Here is a 14,283-nt window from a genome sequence, read left to right on the forward strand (position 1 = left end):
CACTTTACTCTGTTCCTGAGAAACCTGTGAAAATCTTTTATAATCGAGCTCTTTTCTTTTGTTGAGGAAAAAAGTAATCCACCCAATGTATAAAATAGCTCCAATGATGTAAACGATAAACAGACGATAGTCATAAAACAGCAATACAATGCTGAAAATAATCAGGTTAACCAATGAGAATAATGTATTCAAAGAAGAATTGGTGAGAAGCTGCTCGATTCTGTGATGGTCATTGATTCTCTGCATAATATCTCCCGTCATTCTCGTATCAAAGAAACTTATCGGAAGCTTCATCAGTTTAATAAAGAAATCTGAAATAATGGAAATATTGATCCTTGTTGAAAGGTGAAGCAAAATCCAGCTTCGGATCACCTCAATTCCCATCCTGCCAAGAAAAAGCATTACCTGAGCCAGTAAAACCAGATAGATAAAATTCAGATCCTGATTCTGAATTCCTACATCCACAATGCTTTGAGTAAGGAACGGTAAAATTAGCGAGAGTAAGCTTCCTGCTAACAATCCTACCGCTAATTGAACGATGAGCGATTTATATTTAAATAAATATTTTGAAAGGAAAGAAAAGCTGGCTTTGCTTTCATGGTCATCAAATTCGGTCTGGAAAAATGCGGGTGTCGTTTCAAGAATCAAGGCAATGCCATCTTCTGTGTTTTCGTTGGCATTTTCGCCGATCCATCTTTTAATAAATTCTTCCCTGGAGTAGGTGATTAATCCGTAACTAGGATCGGAAATGTAAACGATATTGTTTTTGTCAATCTTGTAGACGACCACAAAATGGTTTTTATTCCAATGCACAATACATGGAAAAGGAACTTCTTCAGCGAGTGTGTTAAAATCAACCTGAACTCCTAACGAACGAAAACCTAAATCTTCAGCAGCATCGCTTAAACCAAGCAAACTGCTTCCTTCTCGGGTTGTTTCTGAAAGGTTACGGATCTGTTGCAGGGAAATACTCTTTCCATAATGTCTGCTGACAATCCTGAGACAGGTGGGACCGCAATCTTTGGAATCGGGTTGTATGTAATTTGGGAATTTTTTTTTCAATGTTTTTATATTAAAAAGACTGTATAAAAATACAGTCTTAATTTAAGATATTTTTAAGGTAACTACCACATGCAATATAATGTTTGACCACAAAATTCCATTGGTGTACAACTATTAGAATGAACTGCACAATTATAATAATCACCATAACAATGACTCACATCACGTATGTCATCACATAGATACCATGATGCTCCTTTTCCACCTTCTCCTTTTAAATTTTTAAGATTTTCTCTTGATAACTTTTTTAAATTTTTCATAAAGTATTTTTTATATTTTCCTACTCTATTAGCTTTTCGGATACCGCTTTACTTATTTCAAATATAAAAGAAATATTTTAATCTTACACAGATCAGCTTTGTTAAAAAAAGTTAAAATTATTATATATAAATAAATATTTACTCTAAATTGTAATATCCCTAAAAATATTCTCGCAATTGATATTTTAAAAATGGAAACAGAAATTTAGTCAACTTTCCATTCAAAATGAAGAGGCTAAAAAAGCCCCTTCATTTTTAGTAATTATTAGTTAAAGTTTACACATACTGTGGGCAAACAACCGCAGGACAATAAATTTTCGGACATCTTGGTCTACCGTCTGTAGGACAGCAGCTCTTTGAACAGCCAATAATAATTGGGCCTGCTCCAAAAATGTCTTTCATTTCGTTTCTTGCTAATTTTTTCAGATTTTTCATATAATTATTTTTAAGATTCTACAGGACATGGTGCATAACAATAGATATTAGGACATCTCTTAATTCCCGGAGGAGGGCAACAGGCTTGAGAACAAGTCAAAGCTCCACCGTTCAGGTTTTTCATCTCGCTTCTTGAGATTTTTTTTAAATTTTTCATAATAAAATAGATTGGTTGATTTGATAATTCAGATTATGGCTGGTTTCCGCCACCGCAGCCGTCAAAAGGCATGCATTTCCATTTTCCGTCGATCAGACAAATCTGACCTCCTAAACAGTTGATCCCGCCCTGAATGGCTTTCATTTCCTGTCTGTTGATTTTTTTTAAATTTTTCATAAAGATTGAATTTGGTATTTTCCTACTCTTTTTAAGCTTTTCGGATCCCGCTTTTTAGTTCATATAAAATTAATCAATTTTAATTTAAACTGAAAAATCTTCATCTTCCAACAATTCTCCAATAAAGTAATGAATATCCTCACGGTCATATTTATCCGGAAACTGATAGCCATTAATGATAAAAACCGGTGTAAAAGTAAGCCCTGCAGAACTGTTTTCGGAAGTCATCTTAATAATATCTGTAAGATCTTCCGGATTTTGTGTTCCGGATTTTCTGTTAATCTCATTCTCATCTTTATTTTTAAACCAGGTATCAACTGTATTTAAAAACTCGCTTTGTGGTTTGTTTTTGTAAATACTTAAAAAATCAGAAATAAGCTGTGTATATTTTTCACCTGCACTTTCACCGGAATAATTAAATCTCATCTGTGCAGAAATATCATCGGGATATTGTGCCACCAAATCTTCAAGAATCTTATGCGCATCTTTACAAAAACCGCAATACGGATTGGAAACTACCGAAATATGAAGTTTTGCGTCTTTATTTCCTATGAAAAAAGTTTCTTTATCTGAAAATTCAATTTTTTCTTTATCTACAAGTTCTCTTTTAAATAAATCATAATTTCTTTTGAACCTGAGATTTTTTGCATTCGATTTTTTAAGTTCTTCTTTCTGGTTCATCAGATGATTCAGGAATGCAATGGTAAAAAACAAAGAAATAAATGAGATAATGCTGATAAAAGCAATGGATAAACTGGCGATTAAGCTAAAATAGAAAGAACTCACCGCAATTTGTGCCAATAAAATAAAAATAATAAAGAGACACACCCTGCAAAGAGATTTTTCAACAAAAGCCTGAATATATAGTGAATACAAAATCACTACAACCGACACCAGTGAAATAATCCTTAAAACAAACTGCGCACCCGGAAATAAAAGACCAATAAAGGTAATTCCCAGGAAATAGATCAAGCTAAAATCTGAAAGCTTTAATCCTAAAACATCAGTTTTATCTGCAGAAAAAATGGTTGTACACGCACTTTTAGTAGTATTATTAGCAGTTCCGCCGCAAATATTGCTCACCACAACAGATTCTTGCCCGAATTTCTGATTAAAAAGTTCTAAAGAAATGTAAACGCCAAGCAACGACAAAAGATTGAAAACACTTTCATACCATGCAAATTGCAGCAACGAATAAAGAAGAATCAGCCCGAAAATCACATAAATAATCGGTTTGAAATTGAAAAATGATGTAGATTTTGCATTTTCCGCTTTCTCAAAAAGAAGCACAAAATCATCCGAATTTTTATAGAGCTCTTCTTTGCTTATATTTTTTACTTTATCAGAATAAATGGTAAAATCATTTTCTTTCTTTTTTACTAAAGAAAAAGAATTGTTGACCAAAGCCATAAACTCATCAGGAAGTTCATCCCAATATTCTTTATCCAGCTCATAAGCATCATTTTTTAATCCTAAAAAATTAAGCGTGTCGCTGAAAGCTAAAGCTGAAGGATAGTTTGGATGGGAATTAAACTGGAAATAAAACTCTTGCTTGTCTAGTTTGAAATGGTCTATTAGTTTGTCGAAATTCATTGAGTGGTTTGGTAAAGTTTAACGGGATTAAGATAATAAAAATTACTTTCACCACATATTTTATTAAGCAAAATAATATAACTATTTAATTTTCATTGCAAAAAAGTATTCACAGCAGCCAGATTTATATAAAAAAAGTCAAGTAACTATTGTTACTTGACCTCTAAAAAACAGTTAAGTTTACTAAAAACTAACCTGAAAATATTTTTTCCATTTGGCAACTGTGTTTCTACTAAGTCCGTAGTGCTTTGCAAGCTCTGTATTATTCAGGTTTTTCTTTTTCTGATACTCAAGAATTTCAAAAATTGTCGATTTATCATATGAGCGGTGACTCCCATTACTAAGCAATTCGTCATTTTGATTTTTCCCAAATATGATGCTTTCAATTTTGATTACATCCAATTGCGAGAAATTCTCTTTTTGTAATAATGACAGGCAGTCTTTTTCCTTTTCAGGAAATTTCATTTTTAAAAAGTCTTTATATATCCTTTGATAATCAGGCTTACTCATTTATATAGTGATGTGTTTTTTAATGTTGAATATTTGTTTTTGTTTCTAATATTTTTCAAGCCATTTTAACAATGTATTTTTAGGGATTTTGTATTCTTCTATAATCTGGCTTTTCGTTTTTTTATCTGTACGCACAAGTTCAATTACAAAGTTGATAATCTCTTTGGTATAAAGGTTTTTTCTATAATTAGGAAGTGAGCTTTTATTTTCTTTGTCATTCCTAATTATTGTTTTTTGTTTTGATGCAGAAAACAAAATCAGATGCTGCGAATAAATTCTAAACAAATCGTACTCAAGAATTTTACACCATTTCAGCAGGATATTGGTAGGAAGATCTGTTGCCTCATACATCTCTTCTATTTCTTTTTCATTACAATTCATAAACTTACATATGCGTCCGGCTTCAATTTTATTTGCTTTCACCTCTTCCCGAATTAACTGCCCGATATGTATTTTTTTATAATCTAACTTTATATTTTAAATATCATTTTCATAAATCCTGCTAAGAAAGATGATAGGTTTTTTCTCTCAAATTTTTCACCAATAAGGATTGTCATTTAGATGATGTAAAACAAAATTATATGCAGAAAAATAATTTTATGAAAAAAGAAGCATTAATTAACGTTAATAAAAATCTTGATAAGCAATAAAAACGAAGAATTACAAAAATATAATGATGATAAAAAACAGCTTTACATAATAAGTAGCAAATATATTAATGTATTATATCATGCTGAAAAAAGGAATGAACAAATTCCGCTTGTGTATGATCTTTTAAGGCTCAACAACGGAAAATATAATTATGTCTCAATTGCCTGCAACTACAATCTGGCTACCCAGTTTGAAATAAGTTCTCCCGAATGGTCTATGACCCACATTAATGAAGCTATAGAAACAAATGAAAAAGTAGGAAATAAATATTTCTTACCACATTTATATCATTTTAAAGGAAGGCTTCTCTACAATAAAGGAGATTATCAGAATGCACTTGTTTTCTTTAAAAAAGCTTTACATACTTATCATAAAAAGAAAGAGCTGATTTATATAGCATCAATGCATAATAATTTCGGAATGTGCTATGATAAAATGGGGAAACTTGATCTTGCCATAAAAGAAACCAATACGGGAATACAGATATTAACACAGCAAAAGAAAATAAATAATGAGCAAAAAGTTTTTATTTACTACATGAAGGGAAGTCTGGCTCAATATTACCTGCAGCTAAAAAAATATGATACTGCAGAAAAATTATTGTTAGAAAAATGGAGATTTTCTTTTAAAAACGACAATACCAGAATGGCTCTTTTCGCAGCAAAAGATATTTTGAGTATCTATGATATCACAGGCAAGAGAACTGATGAAGATAAAATTATTGAATCTCTCAAAATTATTGAATCAAAATTGAAAAATGTAGAAGATAAAATCATTTTAACCAAACTCATCAAAGATTATTATCTAAGAAATGATAATTACAAACATTTTAAAGGCATTTCAATGAAATTAGCAGATCTGAATGATGAGCAGGATCAATTTGCTAAAAACGAACTAAGCAAAACGGTAGATGCGATCGACAGCTACATTATTAAAGAAATCAATAAAGACAAAGAAGATGAAAAGAAAAAAAACATTCTTCTGTTTTTTTTCTTGGTTTTTGTAACAGCAGTTTTTATTGGCTTCATCATCATTTTAAGAATGAAAAAAAAGAAGAAGGAAGAGCTTAGAGAAAAAGAGAAAATAATTTTTGAAACTTCAAAAGAAATTCTTGAAAAAGACCTTCAACTGCAAAAAGAAAAAGTAAAAAACCTGCATCTCAATCTCAATTTGAAAACAGAAACCCAAAAAGCATTTCTGGAAAATTTAAAAAAAATAAAGAAAACAAAAAATATAGAACCTGAAGAAATTTTAAAAGACCTTCAGTTTAAAATAAACAATCTGATACAGCTTGATAAAAAAGACAATGAGATTATTAACGAAAGTTCACTTGAAAATAAATTATTTATGGATAAACTTTCTGAAAAATTTCCGGTTCTTACCCCTCAGGAATTGAAGCTCTGCGTTTATTTTAAACTTAATTTATCCGGAAAAGAAATCGCTCTTCTTGAAAAATTTACGGTAGGCAGCATTAGGGTTTATAAAGCTAAAGTAAAATCAAAAATAGGACTTACGAAAGAAGAAGACTTGGGCAATTTTTTGAATACGATCTAAAAAAGATAATTTAAACAGCAGATTATCAATAAAAAAAACGGAAAAGCATTTTTTTGCTTTTCCGTTTTTTGTGACCTCGGAGGGATTCGAACCCCCAACCGACGGAGCCGAAATCCGTTATTCTATCCAGTTGAACTACGAAGCCGACTTTTATAAGTAATGAGTAATTAATGATAAGTAATGCAAATATTGCTCATTACCAATTACTCATTACCAATATTTAGAACGTAATTTTCACACCTCCCACAACTTGCGCACCAAGAACTTTGTAGCCTTTGTACGTTTGGTATTTTGAGCTCAGAAGATTATTTCCGAGTGCGAAAATACTGAAATTTTTGTGAATTTTATACTCTGCCGATAAGTTTAAATCTGCGTAACCGCCAACTTTATCGTTGGTATCTTCAGTTGACTGGAAAATAAATGACGGACTTCCCACTCCTTCAAGCATATACGAATTTGTCGTTCTGTCAGTTGCAAAAATTCCTTTGAAGCCTAAAGACAGTTTTTTCTCAAACATTGTATATTTTGCACCGATGCTTCCCGTAACCAAAGGAACGTTGTAAATGTTTTCGTAATTTTTCAAATCATATTTTAAAAACCTTACATCTGCATCCAAAACAAGGTTTGCAAGCGGAAAATATTGTAAACTTCCTTTAATGTCGCTTACATTTCCGTCGTCATAAATTGTTGAGAAAGTATTGGCAAAATCATAACCCGGTCTGTCTAAAGTAAACTCATTGGTAAAAAGATTATTGGCTCCGAAGAACATAATGTTTCTCATTTTTCCGAATCCTGCAGAAACATCATATTTAAAAGTCTCATCAATATCACCTCTCAAACCTGCATACAAATGATATTGGGTTTCTGTTGGTCTCAACATCTGATCTGAAACCAAAAACGGATTTTCCTGCAACAATTCAGCGTAAGTATTAAGTTTTAAACCACCGTCTACTCCACCGTAGAATTTAAATTCTTTAGAAGCAGCCACCTGAAATTCAGCCTGTGGAAACCAATACGTTTTGTTGTTTTTTAATTCTTCCGCTAAAATTAAGTTTGAATTTCTTGCATTCAAAAAAGTAATTCCGGAACCTAACATTAAATAAGATTCTCCTTTAGCAAAAGTTAGTTTAGGAGTAATTCCTGCATTGAAAAAAGTAGATGAATTCCTGTTTAATAATTCAAAATCTGTTTTTACAGTTTCCAGACCTAAACCTAAATCAGCATTCATCACAATTCCGCTTTTTCCTATTTCCACAGCATGTTTTGAAAGGTTTGCCAAGATGGAAGCCTGGTTTTCTTTTGCATCAAAATGATCTGATAAAAATGAAGATTTTACTCTTACATCATTTAAAATTTCATTAGAATAAAAATCATAATAACCATTTACTTTAAACTGATTTACTTTTTGCTTTAAATCTACATCTGCAGAAGGATTCACCGCATAAATTCCGTAGTAATTGTAATTATTTAAACCGTATTCTGCATTAACATTGATCTTCCCTTTTTCTCCGTAAGAATTTAAGAAAGCACCTAAAGTTGCAGAGCTTTGTTTAGAATCCCAAGGATAGACTTTTTTCAGTCCGTTTGTAGATAAAACGTGAACATCAGCTCCAACTTCCAGCTTATTTTCAAGGGTAGTAGAAATGTTGGCATCAGCTAGAATCTTCCCGTAATTTCCCATTCCGAGTTGGAAATAATTATTCTGAGCCGTTCCATCAAATTTTGGAGCCACATCTTCACCCTGAATGGTTGAAGTTTTAAAATCTGAAACTGCAGGAACATCCGTAATCGTATATTTTACAGGGTTTGCAGATTTTTCCTCCGGCGGATAATTTTTTTCCGTGACTACAGAAGTTTTCTTCTTCTCGATTTTCTTTACTTCCGGTTCTCTTTTCTTATTAAGAATCAGCTTTTCTTCTTTGATCTGAGAAAACGCCACCGACGAAATCCCCAGAAATAATATAGATAATATTTGAATTCTTTTGTTCATATATTTTGTATTAATGTATAAAGTAAAAAGTATTAATGATTAAATTACATGAATACTTTTACGTAAATACGACAGTACATTTTACTTTTTAATAGTCTTTTTAACTTCCTTAGCTTCTGCCACAATTTCAGGGAAATCTGCATAATTATCGATGATCTGATCACAAGTGTAGCTCGCCTGATAATTATCTTTTAAACCTATATAATTCTTAGCCATCAGAACCAATGCTTTTGCTCCCCAATAATCTTCTGAAGCGTAATTGTTGGCAATTTTAAAGATGGTTTCGTTTGAAGATTTATAAGCTTTTGCTTTGTTTTGGTAGAATGCTTTTGCATAGAAAGCTTCAGCCGCAACTTCCGTGTTTGAAGATTTTTCAAGAGCAGTATAAGCTGTTTGAGCATCTTTATCTTTTCCTGAATTCATAAGGCTTCTTGCCTTGATTACTTTTGCAGTTTCTATTACCGCTGCAGAGTTTTTGCTGTTGGCAATCACCGCATTCGCTAATTTTTCAGCTTCCGAGAAGTTCTTTTCTTCAGCATACATTTTCATCAGTTCAACATTAGCATAATTTTTAACGTTGATATTGGATGAATTTTTAATATTTTCTAAATATTTTTTAGCTTCAGCAGAGTTTCCTTGTGCAATATAGATCTGTGCAACACGTGTTTGTGCATCATCCTGATAATCGTTCTGAACGTTTGCTATTTCCTGTAAAACCAATAATGCTTTTGTAGGATTATTGGTCTGGTAATAACTTTCACCCAACTCATATTTAGCCTGGTAAAGACCTTCTCCTGTTGGATTTTGGGTTAAGTATTTCTCGTAATAAGAAATTGCATTTTTATAATCTTTCTTGGTGAAATATTGTTTTCCTGTTGATAGATTGATCTCATCAATTTCAGAAGCAGAAATATTTACACCTGCGTTTGCAGCAAAATTTTCGTAACCCGATACATCGCCGTTTTTAGTGAAAATTGGTTTTGCAGCTAAAACAATTTTTTCTGAATACGCCGTATTTTTATATTGTTCGCTAAGAGATTTTAGTTCAGATAAAGCTTTATCACTTTGGTTCTGGTCAATATAATTCTGCGCTCTGTAAATAGATGCATTCGCCACCAAATCTTTATCAGATGAAGATTTGATTACTTTTCCGAAGAAATCGTTAGCGTTATTGTAATCGCTCTGCGCTGCATAAGCAACACCGATCTCGTATTGTGCATCATCGATATATTCTGAAGCAGGATATTTAGAAATTAATGATTTTAAGTTGGTAATTTTCGCAGCATTATCATTTTTAAAACCTAAAGCCAGCGCTTTTTGGTATAAAGTATAATCGGTAGCGTCTTCATTATTTTTATCGTAAATCGCAATCGCCTGATCCAAATCGTTATTGGCGTAATTAATATCTGCTAAACGAAGTTCGGCATCATTTTTAAACTCAGGTTTCGGATTTTTCAGATATTGTGTAAAATATTGCTCAGCCTGATCAAATTTTTTAGATTTAAAATAAGCATATCCCAAATCGTAAGAAAGCTGCTGCTTTTCAGGGAAAGTTTCGTTGGCTAATTTTTCGTAACGCGCAATTGCTGAAGGATAATTTCCTTTCTGGTAATAAACCTGAGCCAGCCAGTACAAAGCTCTGCTGTGGAATTCTTTATTTAAATCAAACTCCAGACTTCTTAGGAAATATTTTTCAGCTTCATCAAAATTACCTTTATTAAATTCTTCCGTTCCCAAAAGATAAGAAACTTCTTGGTCTACTTTATCGATTTCAGGATTTGAGTTGGGTAATTTATCGATCGCATTCAAAGTTTCTTTAAAGTTCCCGGAATACAGATAAGATTTCACCAGAAGCGATCTCATTTCTGCCGTTTTCGCATCATTATTATTAATGGTAATATAATTCTGAATAACCGTTGTAGGGCTTTCAAACGGGTTTCCGATGTCGTAACTCAGTTTTGCGTATTGTTCGTGCGCAAGTTTTTTAACATTCACATCATAATCCATCTGATAAGACGAACGGAACGCCGAAAGCGCTTCCTGCTTTTTATCAACCGCCAGATAAGCGTTTCCTAACTGATAATAAGCATTCTGAGCCAAAGCCGAATTGCTGTTTAACAACTGATTGTAATAAGAAACCGCTTCATCGTATTTTTTAAGCTGAGCTGCAACAAATCCCATTTCGTACAAATCGTTTTCTGAAGGGTTTTGCTGAACGCTTAAATAGTCTTTCAAATGCGGATAAGCAGAATTGTAATCATTCTTCATAAAATAAGATTCACCAATGATCTTGTGAACTTCCGCTTTATAAGATTCTGAAATATCTTCATTCAGCAAAGCATTTCCTTCCGAAATTGCCTTATCATAATCTTTATCGTTGTAGTACATCTGCACATAATACGGACGCACCAGTTTTGAAAATTTCGGCTCATCTTTTATTGAATCAAAATACTGGAAAGCCTGATCATTTTCTCTTTTAGAATAATGCAAATGTCCCAACATATAAGCAATATCGCCTTTCTGAGATTCATCTGCTGTTTTATAAGCTTCATCTAAAGCATCAATTGCACCTTTAGAATCGCCCATCATAAATTTGGCATATCCCAGTTTCAGAATATACTGTGTATTTTCTTCTCTGGTTAATTGATATTGATTTACTTTTTTAAGCGTTTTTAGAGCTTCTTTAAAATCTTTTTTAGCTAAATAATAATCTGCCAAAGGTAAATTTGCCTGTGCAAAATAGGCAGAATTCGGGTATTCTTTCATAAAAGCCGTCAAACCGTCTTCTGCATGATTTTTCTGAAGAATAACTCCAATTACGTTATCAAAAAACTGCGCCGCTTCTTTTTTTGACTGCTCCAGATTCTGGTTATAGAAATACTGTCGTGCATATTCGTACTGAGAAGCATTGTATATTTTAGTCTGATAAAGATTCTGAGCTAAGTTAAACCTATAGTTTTCCTTTTGGGTAAAGTATTGAGACTGTTGCGCTTCGGAGACCCCGAAATAAAATACAGCAGCCGCTAAAAGTATTTTTTTTGATTTCATTAATATCAAATTTAAAATTGGATAAGCCTTCAAAAATAAGACCAAATATGTAGATTTTCTGATAAGATTTTATCCACAAATTATCAACGAAAATACCGAAAAGATATTGTATAAACAAGCAATTTTACACAATGTTAGTATGTGGATTATTTTTTAATACTTATTAACTTTTGAAGAAGAAATTTTAAGAAAATCTTAATTATTTCAAAGAAATAATTACATTTGTTTTTTTCAATATAAATTATCAATTAATGAATCAACTTTTTAGAAGAAAGCAATACTCAGATACCGATACATCAACTAATCTTTTAAGGGTTTTAGGAACCTGGGACATCGTATTTTTCGGTATTGCAGCCATTATTGGAGCAGGAAGTTTCAGTAGCTTGGGCGAAGCCGTTTTCAGAGGCGGTCCCGGTGTTATTCTTCTTTATTTGATTTGTGGTTTTGCCTGTGGTTTTACCGCTTTGTGCTACGCAGAATTTGCGAGCCGTATCCCAAAAGCAGGCTCTGCTTATACTTATGCTTATGCAAGTTTTGGAGAATTGATCGCATGGATCATAGGTTGGGCTTTGATCATGGAATATTCTTTTGGAAACATTTATGTTGCCTTTTCGTGGTCAGATTATTTTACCAGCTTTCTTGAGCGTCTCGGAATGCATATTCCTGATTATCTTACCTGCAGTTACACAGAAGCAAAAAAGGCTTTCGTGAACGGCTCTGAAAACAAAGAACTTATCAATGCATGGGTAAATGCACCATTATTGGGAAGCCTGAAATTTATCGTTGATATTCCCGCATTGGTTATTAACGGATTAATTACCTGGCTTTGCTATCGCGGCGTGAAAGAAAGTAAAAACTTCAATAATTCTTTGGTTATTTTAAAACTGGCTGTAATCATTTTGGTAATTTTAGTTGGTTTTTCTTATATCAATACCGAAAACTGGACACCCGTAAGTCTTGAAACCGGAACTTCTTCTTTTATGCCGAATGGTTTTGCAGGTGTAATGAGTGCAGTTTCAGGGGTTTTCTTTGCCTATATTGGTTTTGATGCATTAAGCGTACTTTCAGAAGAAACAAAAGACCCGCAGAAAACTTTACCAAAAGGAATGATCATTTCTCTGGTTCTTTGTACCGTAATTTATATTGCCCTTACTTTGGTCTTAACCGGAATGGTAGATTACAGAAAATTTGACGGTATCGGTGATCCTTTATCATTTATTTTTGAAAAAACGAACGCAAACGTTGCGTGGATGGAACTGACGGTTTCTTTCGTGGCAATTGTGGCGATTACTACCGTATTATTGGTTTTCCAGATGGGACAGCCAAGAATCTGGTACGCCATGAGCCGTGACGGATTGATGCCTGAAAAATTTCAGGATGTGCATCCAAAATATAAAACTCCGTCGTTCGCAACGATTGTTACCGGTATTGTAGTGGGGGTTCCGATTATTTTCACCGACAAAAGTTTCATCTTAGATTTTACAAGTATCGGAACTATTTTCGCCTTTGTACTGGTTTGCGCAGGAGTTTTGATGCTTCCTCCAAAAGAAAAAATAAAAGGCAGATTCCATCTTCCTTATATCAACGGAAAAATTATTTTCCCTGTTATATTTATCGGCTCATTGATTGGATTTTATTATTTCCAGCCTGAATTTTTTGAACATTTAATGGAATGGAGCGATCCTAAAGAGGGTGAATTCAAAGCGTCAATTTTCTTTTTTATCTTAATAAATCTTGCGCTTTGCGTTTTTACTTTTATTARAAATCTTTCTTTGATTCCGTTGATCGGCTTAAGCTCTTGCCTGTATCTTCTTACCGGAATGAGCCATGAAAACTGGTTTTATTTCGGAATATGGTTTGCCATCGGTTTGGTTATTTATTTCTTTTACGGGTATAAAAACAGCAAGCTGAGAAAAGACATAACCGATTGATGAAATATCTTTTCTGTATATTATTTTTAATCATTATCGGATGCAGCAAAACCAAAGTTGAATCTGAAAATCATTCAATTAATAATATTCCGGAAGAAAAGAAAATCCCTTATAAAGAGTTTTTAACTTCAATTCACAAAAAACCTACAGAAGAAAAGAAAAATTATCTTTTTAAATTTATTAATTATAATGTACCAGATTATTGGATTGGTACGGCATGGTCTTTTAACGGTACTTCGAGAGAACCCCAAAAAGGAACCATTGCCTGCGGATATTTTGTAACGAATACGCTGACTGATTTTGGGTTTGATATTAACCGAACTTACCTTGCACAACAAGTTTCATCAGTAATGATCAAAAAGCTTTGTAAAGACATTAAATATTTTAGCAAAAGACAAGATTTAGAAAAACACATTTTAAGTAAAAATAAAAATCAGGTGTATATTGTTGGTCTTGATTTTCATACAGGATTTATTACCCGGGAAGATAAAGACACCTATTTCATCCATTCCAGTTACATCAATAACAAAGGAGTCGTAAAAGAATTAACGCAAACATCGCAAGCTTTGAACGCTTCAAAAACTTTTATGATCGGAACATTAAACTATTAAAATTTGAGTTAAACAGCAAAAGCTTTTTTAAACCATTAAGGTAAAGAAGCTTTTAAGGACGATTATCATTAGATTTTTTAAGATCCACCAAGATGAATCATTAAGCAGTACGTTTACATCTATTTATTGATTCTTAATAATTCTTAAACCTTTCATTTTCTTAATGTTTTAAAATATCTAATATTAAAATTATTCATTTTCAACACATTAATAATTGGCGGAATTATTGCTAAGGTTCATTTAAGAACTTTAAGCGATAAATGCCATGTCTGAAAGAATAAAAACATACGATGAGTTCTATGAG

General features: G+C 32.6%; 13 protein-coding genes and 1 tRNA gene. 3 read left to right on the plus strand and 11 right to left on the minus strand.

Annotation, left to right across the window (positions count from 1 at the left end; genetic code table 11):
• The 8 genes from AB4Y90_RS11075 to AB4Y90_RS11110 all read right to left on the minus strand — a co-directional run.
• A partial coding sequence (locus AB4Y90_RS11075; RefSeq protein WP_441557617.1) for a cysteine peptidase family C39 domain-containing protein occupies positions 1-1,062 on the minus strand: 1,062 nt, incomplete at its 3' end.
• Between the two features lie 62 nt (positions 1,063-1,124).
• Positions 1,125-1,322 carry a bacteriocin-like protein gene (locus AB4Y90_RS11080; RefSeq protein WP_441557618.1) on the minus strand — a complete coding sequence of 66 codons (198 nt, stop codon included), beginning with the start codon at positions 1,320-1,322 and terminating at the stop codon, positions 1,125-1,127.
• 276 nt (positions 1,323-1,598) lie between these two features.
• On the minus strand, positions 1,599-1,757 hold the full coding sequence (locus AB4Y90_RS11085; RefSeq protein WP_441557619.1) for a bacteriocin-like protein: 159 nt from the start codon (positions 1,755-1,757) through the stop codon (positions 1,599-1,601).
• Positions 1,758-1,767: 10 nt separating this feature from the next.
• The gene (locus AB4Y90_RS11090) at positions 1,768-1,914 is read right to left on the minus strand and encodes a bacteriocin-like protein (protein ID WP_415877619.1); all 147 of its coding nucleotides are present in this window, start codon (positions 1,912-1,914) and stop codon (positions 1,768-1,770) included.
• A 33-nt stretch (positions 1,915-1,947) separates the two neighbouring features.
• Complete coding sequence (locus AB4Y90_RS11095) at positions 1,948-2,091, minus strand: bacteriocin-like protein (protein ID WP_441557620.1); 144 nt, start codon at positions 2,089-2,091, stop codon at positions 1,948-1,950.
• 84 nt (positions 2,092-2,175) lie between these two features.
• Positions 2,176-3,684: a thioredoxin domain-containing protein gene (locus AB4Y90_RS11100; protein WP_441557621.1), complete on the minus strand. Its 1,509-nt coding sequence runs from the start codon at positions 3,682-3,684 to the stop codon at positions 2,176-2,178.
• A 183-nt stretch (positions 3,685-3,867) separates the two neighbouring features.
• Positions 3,868-4,149, minus strand: a complete 282-nt coding sequence (locus AB4Y90_RS11105; RefSeq protein WP_441557623.1) for a helix-turn-helix domain-containing protein — start codon at positions 4,147-4,149, stop codon at positions 3,868-3,870.
• A gap of 90 nt (positions 4,150-4,239) precedes the next feature.
• Positions 4,240-4,575, minus strand: coding sequence for a hypothetical protein (locus tag AB4Y90_RS11110; protein ID WP_441557625.1), 336 nt, complete (start codon positions 4,573-4,575; stop codon positions 4,240-4,242).
• Positions 4,576-4,830: 255 nt separating this feature from the next.
• Between AB4Y90_RS11110 and AB4Y90_RS11115 the strand changes: the two genes are divergently transcribed.
• The gene (locus AB4Y90_RS11115; RefSeq protein WP_441557626.1) at positions 4,831-6,399 is read left to right on the plus strand and encodes a hypothetical protein; all 1,569 of its coding nucleotides are present in this window, start codon (positions 4,831-4,833) and stop codon (positions 6,397-6,399) included.
• Positions 6,400-6,470: 71 nt separating this feature from the next.
• Here the strand turns inward: AB4Y90_RS11115 and AB4Y90_RS11120 are convergent.
• The 3 genes from AB4Y90_RS11120 to AB4Y90_RS11130 all read right to left on the minus strand — a co-directional run bounded on the left by AB4Y90_RS11120 (position 6,471) and on the right by AB4Y90_RS11130 (position 11,437).
• Positions 6,471-6,544: transfer RNA gene (locus tag AB4Y90_RS11120), tRNA-Arg, on the minus strand.
• Between the two features lie 75 nt (positions 6,545-6,619).
• Positions 6,620-8,389, minus strand: a complete 1,770-nt coding sequence (locus AB4Y90_RS11125) for a TonB-dependent receptor (protein WP_441557627.1) — start codon at positions 8,387-8,389, stop codon at positions 6,620-6,622.
• A gap of 81 nt (positions 8,390-8,470) precedes the next feature.
• Entirely contained in the window at positions 8,471-11,437 is a 2,967-nt protein-coding gene (locus AB4Y90_RS11130; RefSeq protein ID WP_441557628.1) for a tetratricopeptide repeat protein, read from the minus strand.
• A 251-nt stretch (positions 11,438-11,688) separates the two neighbouring features.
• On the opposite strand from AB4Y90_RS11130, the gene AB4Y90_RS11135 reads away from it, so the two are divergent.
• Positions 11,689-13,368 carry an APC family permease gene (locus AB4Y90_RS11135; protein ID WP_441557629.1) on the plus strand — a complete coding sequence of 560 codons (1,680 nt, stop codon included), beginning with the start codon at positions 11,689-11,691 and terminating at the stop codon, positions 13,366-13,368.
• The gene (locus tag AB4Y90_RS11140; protein WP_441557631.1) at positions 13,368-13,979 is read left to right on the plus strand and encodes a hypothetical protein; all 612 of its coding nucleotides are present in this window, start codon (positions 13,368-13,370) and stop codon (positions 13,977-13,979) included. The genes AB4Y90_RS11135 and AB4Y90_RS11140 overlap by 1 nt, the downstream gene beginning before the upstream one ends.
• The last annotated feature ends 304 nt before the right edge of the window (positions 13,980-14,283 follow it).

The sequence above is a fragment of the Chryseobacterium sp. 2TAF14 genome (assembly GCF_052115105.1).
Taxonomy (GTDB): domain Bacteria; phylum Bacteroidota; class Bacteroidia; order Flavobacteriales; family Weeksellaceae; genus Chryseobacterium.